The organism is Chitinophaga niabensis (assembly GCF_039545795.1).
Taxonomy (GTDB): Bacteria; Bacteroidota; Bacteroidia; order Chitinophagales; family Chitinophagaceae; genus Chitinophaga; species Chitinophaga niabensis_B.
Window position 1 is genome coordinate 1,284,554 of record NZ_CP154260.1, and the last position, 16,050, is coordinate 1,300,603.

General features: G+C 45.7%; 9 protein-coding genes. 6 read left to right on the top strand and 3 right to left on the bottom strand.

Going from position 1 to position 16,050, the window contains the following annotated elements; translation table 11 throughout:
• Nucleotides 1–6: 6 nt before the first annotated feature.
• Entirely contained in the window at nt 7–1,710 is a 1,704-nt protein-coding gene (locus AAHN97_RS05475) for a hypothetical protein (protein WP_343306548.1), read from the bottom strand.
• 209 nt (nt 1,711–1,919) lie between these two features.
• Between AAHN97_RS05475 and AAHN97_RS05480 the strand changes: the two genes are divergently transcribed.
• Nucleotides 1,920–3,572 carry a T9SS type A sorting domain-containing protein gene (locus AAHN97_RS05480; protein ID WP_343306549.1) on the top strand — a complete coding sequence of 551 codons (1,653 nt, stop codon included), beginning with the start codon at nt 1,920–1,922 and terminating at the stop codon, nt 3,570–3,572.
• 64 nt (nt 3,573–3,636) lie between these two features.
• Here the strand turns inward: AAHN97_RS05480 and AAHN97_RS05485 are convergent, their stop codons facing one another.
• The gene (locus AAHN97_RS05485) at nt 3,637–4,128 is read right to left on the bottom strand and encodes an SRPBCC domain-containing protein (protein WP_343306550.1); all 492 of its coding nucleotides are present in this window, start codon (nt 4,126–4,128) and stop codon (nt 3,637–3,639) included.
• On the bottom strand, nt 4,112–4,447 hold the full coding sequence (locus tag AAHN97_RS05490; protein ID WP_343306551.1) for an ArsR/SmtB family transcription factor: 336 nt from the start codon (nt 4,445–4,447) through the stop codon (nt 4,112–4,114). Before AAHN97_RS05490 ends, AAHN97_RS05485 begins: the two co-directional genes overlap by 17 nt.
• A 129-nt stretch (nt 4,448–4,576) precedes the next feature.
• Between AAHN97_RS05490 and AAHN97_RS05495 the strand changes: the two genes are divergently transcribed.
• From AAHN97_RS05495 to AAHN97_RS05515, 5 genes are all read left to right on the top strand, one after another.
• A complete protein-coding gene (locus AAHN97_RS05495; RefSeq protein WP_343306552.1) occupies nt 4,577–4,957 on the top strand; it encodes a response regulator in 381 nt (126 codons plus the stop codon).
• Between the two features lie 79 nt (nt 4,958–5,036).
• Nucleotides 5,037–6,080: a helix-turn-helix domain-containing protein gene (locus AAHN97_RS05500; RefSeq protein ID WP_343306553.1), complete on the top strand. Its 1,044-nt coding sequence runs from the start codon at nt 5,037–5,039 to the stop codon at nt 6,078–6,080.
• A 229-nt stretch (nt 6,081–6,309) separates the two neighbouring features.
• Nucleotides 6,310–8,655 carry an outer membrane beta-barrel protein gene (locus AAHN97_RS05505; protein ID WP_343306554.1) on the top strand — a complete coding sequence of 782 codons (2,346 nt, stop codon included), beginning with the start codon at nt 6,310–6,312 and terminating at the stop codon, nt 8,653–8,655.
• An 83-nt stretch (nt 8,656–8,738) separates the two neighbouring features.
• Nucleotides 8,739–12,764 (top strand): hybrid sensor histidine kinase/response regulator transcription factor, encoded by a 4,026-nt coding sequence (locus AAHN97_RS05510; protein WP_343306555.1) that lies wholly within the window; start codon nt 8,739–8,741, stop codon nt 12,762–12,764.
• Between the two features lie 178 nt (nt 12,765–12,942).
• Nucleotides 12,943–16,050 carry a SusC/RagA family TonB-linked outer membrane protein gene (locus AAHN97_RS05515; protein WP_343306556.1) on the top strand — a complete coding sequence of 1,036 codons (3,108 nt, stop codon included), beginning with the start codon at nt 12,943–12,945 and terminating at the stop codon, nt 16,048–16,050.

The following is a 16,050-nucleotide window of genomic DNA, read 5'->3' on the forward strand; positions in this document are numbered from 1 at the left end:
TTTACATCAGAATGAAAAACCATAACCTGCTTCTGCCCTTAACTCTGAAAATTTAGGATAGGATACAGAAGGATGATCAGGGGTGTTCACCGTATAAAAAGCACTTACACGAAAGGCATGCGGACCGTAAATATTGTACCGGCCCTGCATGCTTCCGTTAATGATATGTCCTTTCTCTTCATTTCTTTTACTTAACAGGTACCCGCCTGTAACATAAATGTTCAGTTTGTTCTTCAACCAGCTTTTGGAGCCGCCGAGCGTAACACCCATATTACCATCCTGGAGTACCTGGCTTTTCATTTTTGTATGGTTTAAAGACATGAAAACACCCAGTTGTTCGCGGATAAAATTCAGCTGATAGTTAAGTGCATAATTATTGGTATTGATATCGCCATTTATACTATCAGCCCTGGCAGGATTCAATTCTTTAGCTTGGCTGAGATTGGCGGAAAAGGTGATGTTGTGGGACATGTTGATGCCGGGGATCATATAATGCGGCATGAAAAACAACTGGCGGCTGGATTGCACCACTTTCAGGGAGTCTGCAAAACGCACTGTTTTTATTGTCTGATTAACAGAGTAATTGCTGAAGCTAAGATCGATACCCAGTTGTTTTGTAATGTCTGCACTCAGATTGGCAGACCCGATCACCTTATTGGCCTTTGCCCTTTTTACATTGGCAAGGTCATCCCGCTGTATACCCAGGCTTCCGCTGAAACGCAGCTTGTTCTTTAACAGTGTAAATGCGGGTGCAACGGTATAACTCTCCAGATCATTGTTTAGGAAATAAGCGCCCATGGATTGATATCCGGGATCTATGTGACGGTATTGCAGGCGGAGGGAGAAGTATTTTGCTTTATAACGTATGCTGGCCTGTATAGCGCTGAATAGTTCGCTGCTGATGTTTACGGGTATAAGGTTGCTGAATCTTTTTACGGCTTTGTCGAATGAGGAGTCCTGCAAAGGGATGGCGTTGATGTCGTTTGTATAAAGACTGAGTGCGCCGTCACTTTCAAAAGTGAGCCGTTGTTTCCAGAAGCTCAGTTGCATCTTGTAACCTACCACCGTGTTTTCTGCGGGTGTTATACTGAGACTGTCTGCCAGCCCTTTATTACCCTGTATACTACCTTCATGATCTTTTGCCTTTAAAGCAATCAGGTCGAAGAAGGTGTTTTCTGTACCTACGCCTATCTTTACGGCCATGCCGGTACGTTTATAAGAAAAATTGGAGAAATACATGCTTTGTGCTGTGTCCAGTGCAGTGGCTTTGTTCAGCTGCCCATACATGGCGCCAAAGCGGAATTTGCCGGGGTTTAGTTCCACACCCGCTCCCAGGAATGTATGCCCACCCAGGGTTAAGGGGGACCAGCTGAGGTTCCGGTAGCCGGCATGTACCGTGATCCATTTATAAGAGGGGCTTAAGCCAAACTGGTTAAAGGGCTGCGTGAAGCTGCTCTGCTGCTTGCCAATAATAAAGGAAAATGGTATCTGCATACCGTAAATGGAAATAACAGGAGCGCCGGAAATAACATAGTTAAAAGGAAGGTACCTGTTGGAGATACCTGTTGCATTATAGAAAATGGTGTTTACGTCCACTTTGCCGGAGAAGCCAAAGGGTTTGGAACGTAATAACTGTTCCACATTTTGTGCCTGCAGGAAAAGGGGACTAACAAGCAGCAGTAAAAGTAATATGCTGATCTTCTGATACATACCGGGGTAAGGAAATATTACTACCTCAAAAGTCAACATATCTGTAAACAGCTGAACTGCTGTTTAGCCATTCCCGGAAACGGGTGAGCCGGCGGCGAAAATAGCACAGTTGGCGGCGGCTTTTTTTCATGATCAAATAACTACTTGTTCAAGTATCGTTTTTCATCGGAATTGAAAGTAATTTTAGTAAAACCCTCAACCCCGTCTTTATGAAAAAACTCTACCTCTTATTTAGCTTACTGTTGCTAACTGAACTGAGCGCATATGCGCAATTGCAATTTTATTATGATATCCCCGGCGGACCGGCAGAAGTGCTGGACTTTAAAGGTAACCGCCTGCTTTTCTGGCGGGACAGTGCTTATCATATTCATCAGCTTAACACACCGGATATCATTGATATTCCGCTGAATAGCCCGCCTGCCTTTGCGGAGAAACAGATCAAACGCGGATGGTTAACAGATAGCGGTGCATTCATAACTACGGCTTCTACAATTTCAGGTATGGTAGCATTGTATGAATGGCGGGGCAATGAACTTACAGAGATAGAAAAACAGGCTACCAGTGTGGAAGTAGGAGGCAATTATGCCTTGTTTACCAGTTGGGGATATTTCTATCATAAGCGGCCACGGGAAGAAGTGGTAAGAGTATCTACCAATCCGGGGACCTTTGCCATGTCCCCTGAAGGCTGGTACCTGTATAGCCTCAATGATACTTTGTATAAATATCAGAATGGGGTTGTTGCGGCTTTTGCGACAGGAGAGACAACCGCAGAACGATTTCTTTACGCGGAAATAGATAAGCAGCAGGTATTGTATATGATGGAGAAAGCACAGCAGTCGCCCACACTTTATCTTTACAATGGCATTACAACGGATACGGTAGCCATACTGCGTGGCGTGCATCAGCAGGTGTTTCCTAAAAGGCAATATCATCTTAATAATGGGCATGTGGCTTTTGTGTCTGTAGACAGACAGGGGATCTGGCCTTATTCTGTTGCGGAAACGAATATATATGTGAGAGGGGCTGATGGGGGAAGAAGGTTAGGTTTTCAGCAGATAGGAGCGAGGAATGTATCCTATGTGTATCCCGAGATCTGGGGTGTGAATGACGCAGGCGGCCTGCTGGTGAGGAAGAATGACTATATGTGGCAGAATGGTTTTCATTACACGGCACTGGACAGTGCATCCAGGCACCTTGTTCCTATTATGTGGAATGGAGGCTTGATACCTGGTATTTTTTATAATAACGCTACCTGGTTTGCTGCTTATGCAGATTCTCTTTACAGGTTATTTCCTGCTGCTGCGGTTCCTTTGCAGCCGGTGGTTACTTTGTCTGCCAACAGGAATATCATCAATAATAACAACGATACGGTTGTGCTCACTGCACATGGAAATGGCCCGGGGCTTTTCACTTTTGCGAAGGATGCTGCGTTTACAGACCTCTTCAGGCCGGAGGGTGCTGATTCCGTATTAAAACTTCATCCTTCGGCATTGACCAAAAGGGAGAACGATATTTATGTAAGGCTGCGCATAGGAGATAGCACAGCAACAGATAACATCCGCATACTCAAAACATTCTTATCCGGTATTCCGGGTAAAGACTTCGATAATAAAAGCGCAATTTTCGTTTATCCGAATCCGTTCACTACACAGTTTGTTGTAGAAGGGCTGGATGCAGCTAAAAGTTATAAACTCACGCTACATGCACTCAATGGAACAGTATTGTATACTACGTTTGCGAATGGCTTACACCGGTTTACGGTAGTGCCGGATGTTTCGTTGAGAAAAGGTATTTATTTCCTGGAAGTGTTTGATCTCAGCTCGCAAAAGATTGCGGGGGGCTCCATACTGTTAAAGATGTAAAGAGGAACGGCGCAGCTGTTTAGCTGCGCCTTCCCTTTTACAAAATGAACGTTGGTAACAACGTTCATTTTGAATCCTTACGTATTTCCAGTTGCCTTTTAACGTATTCTTCCATCCTGTCCAGGTTTTGTTTACCACCTTCTATTGCTTTCACCTCTCTGTCGAGCATAGCTATCACTTCTTCTGACTTGAATACGGAACGCATGGTAAGCAGTGTTTTACCGTCTTCCTCTTCAAACGTAACAGTTACCATAAAACTCAATTCGCCTTTGCCATCTCCGTGGCGGTACCTCAGAAGGGAGGGCTTTACTACTTCCAGGTATTCGATCTTGTTGTCCCAATCCTGCCCCCCGCCATGCATGATGAAATCCCATGTTTTGCCTTCTTTTACTTCCATAGAGCGGTGGGTTAAGGTAAACCCGTTGGGACCCCACCATTCCTTGATGTGTTGGGGTTCCGTCCATACTTCCCATACCAGCTCGCGGGGAGCATTCAGTAACCTGGTGTGGATCAGTGCATTGCCTTCCTGGCGGAAGGACTTACTTTTTTCTGCCATGTTTTTTATCTTTTTGAAGTTTATCTAAATATCTCTCCAGTGAATCTAGTTTCACTTCCCAGTATTTGTTGTATTGTTCCACCCAGGATGCTATTTCTTTCAGCCTGTCCAGTTTAGCCTCGCAGTACTTTTCTCTTCCTTGTTGTTTGATCACAATAAGGCCGCATTCTGTGAGGATCTTAATGTGTTTTGAAATAGCCTGCCGGCTCACGTCAAAACTGTCTGCCACGGCAGAGTGCGTCATGGCCTGTTGGGCAATCAAGCCAATGATCTCCCGCCTGGTAGGATCGGCTATTGCCTGAAATACATCTCTTCTCATGGTAGATTATTAATGGGTTAGGCAACCATTAGGTTGCAAATATAGGCAACTATTCGGTTGCCTAAAGTTTTTCTTTTAATTGTTGGTATGGTTTTTAAGTTATTAACACAAACCTTTAAAGCCAGCTTTATGACAAATGCCGCTACAGATACCATTCGCAAACAAAAATTACTGATCGTGGAAGACGAGGGGGAAATGTGTTTACTGATCAATCTCCTGCTTGATGGGGAAGGGATGGAGATAGATCATGTGCAAACAATTTCCGATGCTGTGGAATATTTTCAACAGGAAGCGCCTTCTGTTGTATTACTGGATAACAGGTTGCCGGATGGCTACGGTATTGATTTCATTAACTTCATCAGGGCGGAATATCCAGCTACAAAGATCATTATGATCTCCGGAGTAGATGCTGCTGCTAAAGATGTTGCATTGGAAAACGGTGCTGATCTTTTCCTGGAAAAACCGTTTAACAAAAAAACGCTTATTCAATCCATACAGGGATTGGTATAATAGAGGGATACATTTATATTTGAACCGGGCTTTTCCGCATACGCGGGAAGCCCGGTTTTCTGTTTAACCCGTTTATACTATGGACCTTGATCGGCAATTATTATTTCTTGTCAGTGCTTTAGGCGCATTTAACGGCATTATCCTGAGCGTTTACCTTTTCTTAAGTAAGAAGAGAAGGTCCGTAGCCTCCTTTTTCCTGGGTTTGCTGCTGCTGGCATTCAGTATCCGGGTAACAAAATCAGTATTCCTGTTTTTCAATCCCGGCCTTCCTAAAATATGCTTACAGATAGGATTGTCTGCCTGTTTCCTTATAGGGCCTTCTTTATATTACTTTTTCAAAGCGGTATTGCTAAAAAGTACGGGGATCCCCAATTCGTGGAAATGGATCTGGGGCATCCTGCTGGGCACTGTGGTGGTGGTGGGTATGCTGTTCCCTTATCATAGCCGTCCTGATGTATGGAATAACATCATTGTGTACGTTATTTACCTGCAATGGCCCTGTTACCTGGTGGCTACGGGATTTTTACTGAAACAGGTGCTGAAGACTTTATTTGTGAACCCCTCAGCACTTAGCGACACGGAGAAATTCTGGCTGATACTGTTCCTGGGCAACTGTCTTATTTTCCTGGCTTACCTGCTGGCATTCTTCAGGGTAGTGCATGGGATCTATATCAGTGGCGGCATCTGCTTCACTTTCATGTTATTCCTCACGGTTTTCTTTAGTTTATCAGGGGCGGGGTTTGAGAACAATGGTAAACCGGAAAGGAAGAAGATCGCAGAAACGGATGCCAGTGTGTGGATCGATAAGCTGGAGAAAGTGATCCATGATAAGGCGCTTTATAAAGATCCCAACCTGAAACTGAACGACCTGGCGCAGCATATTAATATCTCCATGCACCAGTTGTCACAATTGTTAAATGACAATCTCGGAAAAAGCTTTTCTACCTATATCAATGAATACAGGATCGCGGAAGCCTGTAAGCTGATCACCACCAATGAGCGGCTTACTTTTGAAGCGATCGGGTATGAAGTGGGGTATAATTCGAAGTCTACCTTCTATGCGGCGTTCCGGAAGATCAAGGATATGACGCCGGCCCTTTATAAAGAAAGCATTGGGCAGTGACCGGTGCTGTATTGCAAAAGCATTGATCTGTGACCGGTGCCGTATTGAGAAAGCGTTGATCTGTGACCGGTGCTGTATTGCAAAAGCATTGATCTGTGACCGGTGCCGTATAGAGAAAGCATTGAAAATCAGTTATAACGAGTACGGTTTTATAAATCCGTACGCCTGATTCAGGGAACCTGCACCCCGGCTATCCATTCCATTTTTAGGTTTGCGGAAAACAAAGATGATGGTACGGGTATCCCTGTTCTTTAGCCTGCTTATCTTACAATTTCCTGTTTTCTCGCAAACTGTTCTCCGTGGTAAAGCGGTGGACGACAAAACGCATCTGGGCATAGGCTTCGTTACCGTGAGCCTGTTATCTTTAAAAGACACTACGCTGATAGCAGGACAGGTATCTGATTCTGCCGGTGTTTTTCAATTCTCCGGGATACCGGCGGGTACTTACCTGTTGCGTTTATCCACCCTGGGGTATAAGGAAACCTGGAAACCGGCGGAAACAGGAAACCTGGGGGATATCCTCATGGCCGCCGATGCCAGTTTGCTGGACGAAGTGGTTGTTGCCGGCGGGAGGCCTGCCATTCAGCGAACCGGGGATAAACTGATCTTAAGCGTTTCCGGGAACAAACTTTTTACCGCCTCGGCCAATACATTTGATATACTAAGAAAAGTACCGGGCCTGGAGGTAAACGGGGATGGCACTATCACCATGTCCGGCAGGATCACGCCGGGAGTTTTTGTTGATGGGAAACCGGTGTTGATGAATGCGGAAGAATTACAGCAATACCTGGCCAGCCTCACCCCGGAAATGATTGCCTCCATAGAAGTGATCACCAATCCTTCTTCCCGGTATGACGGAGAATACAAAGGCATCATTGATATTAAGCTGAAACGTGATCAGACCTTAGGCTGGAAAGGAAATGCATTCCTCAGCCTCCAAAGGAACAATCATACCTTATCTGAAAATACGGTTCAGCTCAGTTACAAGACAAGAAAGGTTGCTTATACAGCCCGCCTGGGTTACAGAGCCGGTACCACAGTACATCGTTATGCCGCTTTACAGCATCAGGCGAATACAAACATCATGGCCACCAATACGGAAACGCTTACCGGTAATAATAATTTAAGTTACCAGTTAGGCGCGGAATACAGTTTCAGGAAGGGGCAACGGATAGATGTGGGGCTGAGGGTTTTTAATCTGAACCGGGATGTGGATGCTTTCAATACACTTTTCGCTACGGATTCATCTGCTAAAAGAATCGTCTTCCATACTAATAGTATTAACATTTCCGCACCCAAACAACGTAACTATGCCGCCAATCTCAATTATACCGCTCAGTTCGGGAATCATCAGCTGGATCTGCTGAGTACTGTTGCAAAAGTCAGCAACCGGCAGTATGAGGATATTCAGAACAGGGAAGCAGAAACGTTACTGGACTACTGGAAAACTGCATTGAAAAATGACATCCTGATCCGCATGGCGCAGGCCGATCTTTCTTTACAGGTATGGAAAGGGAAAGTGGGGGCAGGAGCCAAGTTCGCCTATACCACTACTAAGAACGACCTTCGTTATGATACACTGCTCCCGAATAATGATTTTGGATTGGACAGCAGCCGCACTAATAATTTTCAGTATGACGAATATATTTCCGCAGCCTATGTTTCTTATGAAAGGAGCTGGCGTAAATGGAACTATACCCTCAGCTTACGTGCGGAACATACACACAGCGTGGCAGATACCATTACAAGGGATTACCTGAACTGGCTGCCCGGTTTCCTCTTTACTTATGCTATTAATGCAACACAGCAACTGCATCTTTCTTACAGCCGCCGGATGACGAGACCTAATTTCACACAGCTGAACCCTTTCCGGTTTTATCTCAGCCCGCTTAATTACGTAGTGGGTAATCCGCAGCTGCAGCCTTCCCAGACAAATACGCTGAGCCTCACTTATTCGCATAAAAGCTTTAACGTGGCGGTGCAGGTAGGCCGTGAGTTAAGTCCCATGGCCCGGTATCCTGAATACGACAGTGCCACCAATGAGCTGGAATACTTAGGCCGCAACCTGCCTTATGGCGACTTTGCCGCTATAGAGTTTAGCTTCCCGCTTTCTCCCAAACCCTGGTGGCGGATGCAGCATAGCATCAGAGGTGGTTACAGGAAAGAACAAACACCCTATCACGATATTATTTATACCATCCCCATCACTGATTACACCATTTCAGGAAGCCAGGTGTTCACACTGCCTCATGCCATCACTTTCGACCTCACTTATTATTACAAATCCCGTAGCGGTAATGGTATCTATCGGATAAAACCCCTTGGCAGCGTTGACCTGAGCCTGCAGAAAAGCTGGATGAAAGGAAAGCTGAATGCCAAGATCAGTTATTATGATATACTGGATACCTACCGGGTATACTACATATTCCGGGAGAAGCAGATCCTGAATAATGAACTTTCCCACTGGTTTGGTAACAGGAGAGTAGTGGCTACGCTGAATTACAGCTTTGGAAGGTCTACACACAAAGGAAAGCAGAACAGTAAAAACGAGGAGGAAAACAGGGCTGGAATGTAAATTGCGTTATCTTAGTAGTGAGAGGCCATTCCAGATCTAAATCGCACGTTATGTTGTTCTGCGTCAGAAAAGCGGCGGTAGTTATGCTTATTCTCTTTTGCTTCACGGTTGCATTATTCGCAGCAGACCCTCCTGTAAAGTATATAGGGATAGAACATGGCTTGTCCAATAACGTAGTAACCTGTCTTTTCCAGGACCATAAAGGTTTTATGTGGTTTGGCACTTACGATGGACTGAATAAATACGATGGCAGCACTTTCACTGTTTTCAGGAACAAGATCAATGATACCACTTCGCTGAACGGGAATGAGATCTATTCTCTCACGGAAGATGCGGCACATAATTTATGGATCGTGAACAGGAGCGGGATCAGCATATACGATCCGGGGCGCCGTTTGTTTGCTCCTGCTTATTATACGCAAAGTGGCAGCCCTGTTAAGAAGAATATTTCCTTTTCCGTTACTACCATCATTACAACTAAGAAGGGAGCCATCTTTGCAGGAACAGAAATGGCGGGGCTGTTGCAATTTAAATCCGGAAACCCTGTCGGCCGCCAGATCCCTTTGGTGGATGCACGTTATAAATTGAACAGCTACCAGGTGACGGCGCTGGAAGAAGATCCGAAAGACGGAAGCCTGTGGTTATTTGTACAGAATGTAGGGCTGTGCAGGTATGCGCCCACAGATACAGTGGTTACTATCGTGAACCAGTCCATGCGGCAGGGGAGCTGTATCAAAACAGATGTCTCCGGTGACCTCTGGATAGGAACGGAGAGTGGTTTATTCAGGTATAACAGGAAAACGGATACTTTGTCCGCCAACTATATAGATGTGACCTGCAAGATCACTTCCCTCTGCATTGACAGGAAGGGCGTATTGTGGATCGCTTCAGATGGAAAAGGTGTGCTGTTTTATGATGGCACCACCGCCAAAGCAAAACCCTTCATCTCCCAGGATGGCAAATCCCTCATCAATAGTGCCGCCGTGTATTCCATTTATGAGGATAAAGAGGGACGTAAATGGATAGGCACGCTGAGGGGAGGGATCAATGTAGTGGAGCCACACCCGGACCCTTTCAAAACAATTGTCTATAAAGATGAGAAGAATAATAACCCTAACAATAATTTCATCCTCTCTTTCTGCGAAGATGCGGACAGGAATATATGGATAGGAACAGATGGGGGAGGTTTACGTTACTGGAACCGCAAACAAAATACCCATACGGTTTATACACATGATCCTGCCAATAAAAACACCATCGGCAGTAATTTCATTACCAGCATTATCAACGATGCGGAGAATAACATCTGGGTCTCCACCTGGCTGGGCGGGATCTCCCGGTTTAATAAAAGAACGGGATCATTTGAGCATTATACCTGCCAGGAGAAAAGGGTTTGGTTGTTGTATGAAGATAAACAAAAGACCCTCTGGGCAAGCACTACAAACGATGGCACTTTATACCGCTTTTCTAAAACCACCAATACCTTTGAAGTATTCGACAGGAGTATTGTGAATATACAATGCCTGGGAGAAGACAGTGCCGGTAACCTATGGGGCGGAAACTACACCACACTGATAAAGATAGACCGTGTTTCCAAACAACATAAGGTCTATGAACTGGGGCATACTGCCCGCTGTATCCATGAAGATAAAAAAGGGAATTTCTGGATCGGTACGCAGGGTGGGGGATTGCTTTTATTTAACCGCGAAACGGGTACTTTTAAACGGTTTGATGAGAGCAATGGCATGCAGAGCAATATTGTGTTACGGATCCTGGAAGACGGACAGGGATATTTATGGCTCAGTTCTTTTACAGGCCTTGTACGGATGGATACCAAAGAGTTTAAGTTCAGGCCCTTTTCAACACAGGATGGATTGCAAAGTAACCAGTTCAGTTTTCATGCTGCGGCTGCCTTGCGTTCAGGGGAATTCCTTTTCGGCGGCATAAGAGGTTTCAATATCTTTTATCCGGATAGTGTCACAGGACAGGTTTCTCCGCCGGAGCTGCTTTTAACGGACATCCGGATAGACGGGAAATCCCTTACCTCCGGCAGTTCTTTCATTACGGAAAAAACATTGGAAAATGTACAGGCCATCCGCATCCCTTATAACCGGTCTTCCCTTTCGTTCAACTTTGTTGCATTGGAGTATGATGCTTCCGATAAGATAAAGTATGCCTATTTCCTGGACGGTTGGGACAAACAATGGAATTACAGTAACAGTGTGCATACGGCCAACTATTCCTGGCTGGAGGAAGGCACTTACTATTTCCGGATCAAAGCAACCGATGCACAGGGTAAATGGGGGCAGGAGGTAACGGCGCTGAAGATTGTTGTGTTACCACCATGGTACCGTACCTGGTGGGCTTATCTTTTGTATTTCAGTTTCACGGCAGGCTGCATCTGGCTGTATATCCGTTATACGGCTGCAAAGCAGCGTTTGCAGTATGAAGTGAAACTGGCGCACCTGGAAAAGGAAAAGGAAAAAGAACTGAATGAAAGGAAACTGTCTTTCTTCACCAATGTTTCTCACGAATTCAGAACACCCCTTACCCTGATCATTAACCCGGTGAAAGAAATGGTGCAGCACAGCAACGGAAATGATCCGGAGCTGGATGTGGTGTACCGTAATGCCCGCCGCCTGCTGAACCTGGTGGACCAGTTAATGCTTTTCAGGAAAGCAGATAGCGGAGCAGATCTCCTGAAGATCTCCCGGCTGGATGTGATTGAACTTTGCGATGAAGTATTCCGTTGCTTTGCACAGCAGGCAAAAGTTAAAGGGATCAATTACCAGTTCATTGCACCGGAAGGTCCCCTGGAATTATCCCTCGACCAGGAAAAAACAGAGATCGCTGTTTTCAATCTTCTTTCTAATGCATTTAAGTTCACACCCCAGGGCGGCAGCATTTCCCTGGAAGTAACAGACCAGGCCGGTGAGGTAATGATCAAAGTACGGGATAATGGCTGCGGGATCGAATCGGCAGACCTCACCCGGGTGTTTGAGAAGTTCCGGCAGGCGGACTCCCGTAAGATCTCCCATAAAATGGGATTCGGCATTGGTTTATACCTGGTGAAACATTTTGTAGAAAGCCATAAGGGTACCGTGGTTTGCGAAAGCGTTCCGGACAAAGGGAGCGTATTCACCATTACCCTGCTAAAAGGCTCCTCCCATTTGCCTGCTGACCACCTGCTGCAGGAACAGGTGAAGGAACATGAACTGCTGGAGGAACTCAGGGAAGATGTGGAGCCGCTGAAAACAAATAAAGTGAATGAGCAAAAAGGCATGACGGCGGAAGAAACCGTTACCGGGAAAAAGGCCATTCTACTAATTGACGATAACCCCCTGATCAAAGACTACCTCCAACAGGTATTTGCTGAACGGTACCTGCTTTATACGGCTACGGACAGTGAAGATGGTTTCCGTATTGCACAGCAGCTCATCCCGGACCTTATTATCAGTGATATCAATATGCCTGGAATGGATGGCGTGGAATTGTGCCGTAAAATAAAGGAAACGGAAAGTACCGGCCATATTCCCGTGATCCTCCTCACGGGTATGACGGAAACACATATTAAATTAAGAGGGATCGAAAGCGGGGCAGACGATTACATTACCAAACCTTTTGATACGGAATTGCTGCTGGCCAGGCTGGATACCCTTCTGAAAAACCGGGGTCTCCTGCAGCGCTATTTCCTGGATAATATCACCCTGAAGAAAACCAGTGTAAAAGTTCCGGCGGAATACCAGGACTTTCTCCAGAAATGTATAACCGTGATAGAAGCCAACCTGGAAGCAGAGGATTTTACCATCAAACAATTCTCCAAGCTGATGGGCATGAGCCATTCCGGCTTATACCAGAAAGTAAAATCCATCTCCGGCCAGTCGCTCAATGCCTTTATCCGCTCCATCCGGTTGAGGAGGGCAGCGGTGCTGATGTTAACGGAAAGTATGAATGTTAGCCAGGCTGCCTTTCATGTAGGCATCGGAGATATCAAGTATTTTAGGGCGCAGTTTGTGAAACTCTTTGGAATGCCTCCTTCAGAATATATTAAAAAATACCGCCATTCCTTTAACCGGGATTTTAACGTGATCCGCACAGAAGAAAAATAGGGGGTAAAATCCCCCGGACTGTTAGTTTACCCCCTCTTTTAAGTGATTTACCCCCCATAGCATCCCCGCTGTTAAGGCTACTTTGTGCAGTATAATTCCATGAAAGGGGGAAGTGAACAATACCCGCGCTCATATCAACCAATGACATTTTACCACATTTAAACCACGTATGTCTGTTATGAAAAAATCACGACAATTGCACAATGATGCGGTGGCATCTCCGTACCGCAAAACTATCCTCAGGTTACTCCTCCTGGGATGTTTCCAGCTTTTTAGCCTGCTGGGGTTTGCGCAGCAACAGATCTCCGGTACAGTGAGGTCCGTTGACGGCCCTGTACCCGGCGCTACCATTTTAGTAAAGGGAACCAAGGTGGCAGCCGTTTCAGATGGGGAGGGAAAGTTTTCCCTTAACGCAACCGGCCAGGTCACCCTTGTTTGTTCTCACATGAGCTATGCCAGCAAAGAAATTGTACTGGGCCCTGAAGAACGCAGCGGTATCTTAATACAGTTGGAATCAAAGAATGCAGACCTGGGTGAAATAGTGGTGGTAGGTTATAATGCGCAGAAAAAAGCCACGATCACAGGTTCCATCTCTGTACTCAAAGGGGCGGATATTGTTAAAAGCCCTCAGGCCAATGTGTCCAATTCACTGGCCGGCCGTTTTTCAGGTATCGTGATCAATAACCGGAGCGGTGAGCCGGGCTATGATGGCTCTAATTTCACTATCCGCGGGTTGGCCACTACCGGGAATAACGATGTGCTCGTTGTGGTAGATGGGGTGCCGGGTCAGATCGGAGGGCTGGAAAGGCTGAATCCGAATGATATTGAAAGCATGTCTATCTTAAAGGATGCCTCTGCGGCTATTTATGGAAGCCGTGCTGCAAACGGGGTGATTCTGGTTACCACCAAACGGGGGAAATCAGGCAAACCTTCCATCTCCGCCAGTTTCAACCAGGGATTTTCTTCTCCCACCCGCCTGCCTAAAATGGCAGATGCCGCAACTTATGCCGCTATTAATAATGAGATAGATTATTATAATAACCCGGGCGGTGGCATGAACCAACATTATAGTGCAGACGAGATAAGGAAATTCGCGGACGGTTCAGACCCGCTCAATTATCCTAATACAGACTGGGCAAAGGAAACACTGAAGAAAACCACCACACAGAACCAGGCCAATATTGCGGTTTCAGGCGGTTCTGAAAACATACATTATTATATTTCTGCCGGCATGCTTTCGCAGGACGGGCTGTACAAAAATGGCGCTACCAAATACACCCAATACAGTTTCCGCTCTAATATTGATGCGGATATTACCAAAGACTTTAAAGTAGGATTGTATCTCTCTGGCCGGGAAGAAAACCGCAGGTTTCCCATGACTGGCGCCGGAGATATTTTCCGTTCTATTTACAGGGCTTATTCCACTGTTAATGCCAGGTATCCGAATGGTTTGCCTTCAGAAGGTATTGAAGGGAATAATCCCGTGATGATGGCTACGGATGCAGGCGGATTGAACAGGAACCCTACTCAGGTATTTAATGGTATCCTGAAAGGCAGTTACCAACTCCCCTGGGTAAAGGGGCTTTCTGTGGATGGATTCCTTGCCGTGGATAAATCATGGAATTTCAGCAAAGCATTTGGTACCCCTTATGTATTGTATAGTTATGATAAAACGGCTAACACCTATAATAAAAGGGTGGTAGGTGGTTCTTCAGGAGCCGCTTTTCTGAATGAGAACCAGCAGAACCAGGCGCAGGTAACTACCAATATTAAACTGAACTATCAGCAGAGATTCGGGGATCATAATGTGAATGCATTTGCGGGTTACGAGCAAAGCACTTTCAAACGGGATACATTCGGTGCTTCCCGGCAGAATTTCCCTACCGTGCTTACACCTGAACTATCCCAGGGAGGTACTGCGGCAACGGACAGGAATAATGGTGGTAAGAGCTACAACTTCACCCGCAGAAGTTTTATCGGTAAACTGGGCTATGATTACCATGAAAAGTACCTGGCAGAAGTACAGGTTCGTATCGATGGTTCCTCTACTTTCCCTGAAGGCAACAGGTATGGAACCTTCCCCGCAGCATCAGTTGGCTGGCGGATCTCCAAAGAACCCTGGTTCAGTAATGTGGCTTTTGTGAATAATTTAAAACTTCGTGCTTCCTATGGTATGCTGGGGAATGATAACGTGGCGCAGTTCCAGTATTTTGATAACTATTCTTTCAATAACGTATTTGTATCCGGCTCTAATATCACACCAGGTATTGACCTCACTAAACTGGCCAACCTGGCGATACATTGGGAAGAAGCAAAGAAAACAGACATCGGTATTGAAGGAACCATATTCAATAATTTTTCTTTTGAGTTCATTTACTTCAGGCAGCAGCGTTCTAATATCCTGGCCGTAAGGAATGCATCTATTCCCTTTGTTTCCGGTATCGTTAATCCATTTGGCGCAGACCCGCTGGTGCCTTCAGAAAATATAGGAAAGATAGATAACAATGGTATTGAAGCTACGCTCGGTTATGATCGCCGGGAAGGAAAGTTCCACTATGGCGTTTCCGGAAACTTCACTTACGCAAAGAGTGATATCGTATTCATTGATGAAGCTCCCGGCGTACTGCCTTATCAACGGCAAACAGGTCAGCCTTTAAATACTTACCTCCTGTATAACAACATCGGCATCTTCCGCACGCAGGCGGACCTGGATAAAAATCCTCACCTCACCGGTGCGCAATTGGGAGACCTGATCTATGAAGATTATAACAAAGACGGTAAGATCACAGCTGATGACCAGGTACGTTCCAAATACGGAAATATTCCTGAGATCTCTTATGGTATCACAGCGTATGCCGACTATAAAAACTTTGACATCTCTATGGTATGGGCTGGCCAGTCCAGGGTGAGCCAGTACGTGTTGCCGGAATCAGGAACCGTAGGGAATTTTTACAGCAGTTGGGCTGATAACCGCTGGAGCCCTTCCAACACACAGGGCACTTATCCAAGAGTAGATACCAGGGCTTCTTCTTCTGTAAATGGAGGATTATATCCCAATACTTTCTGGCTGAATGATGCCTCTTTTTTAAGATTGAAAAATGTTGAACTGGGTTATAACTTCCCGGCAGGGATGTTACGGATGCAATCACTCCGGCTATATGTAAATGCTTTCAACCTGATCACTTTCACCAAAGTGAAAGATTATGATCCGGAAGGGAACAGCAACAGCGGACAGTTCTATCCGCAACAGCGTATTGTGAATATTGGCGTAAACGTGCGATTCTAA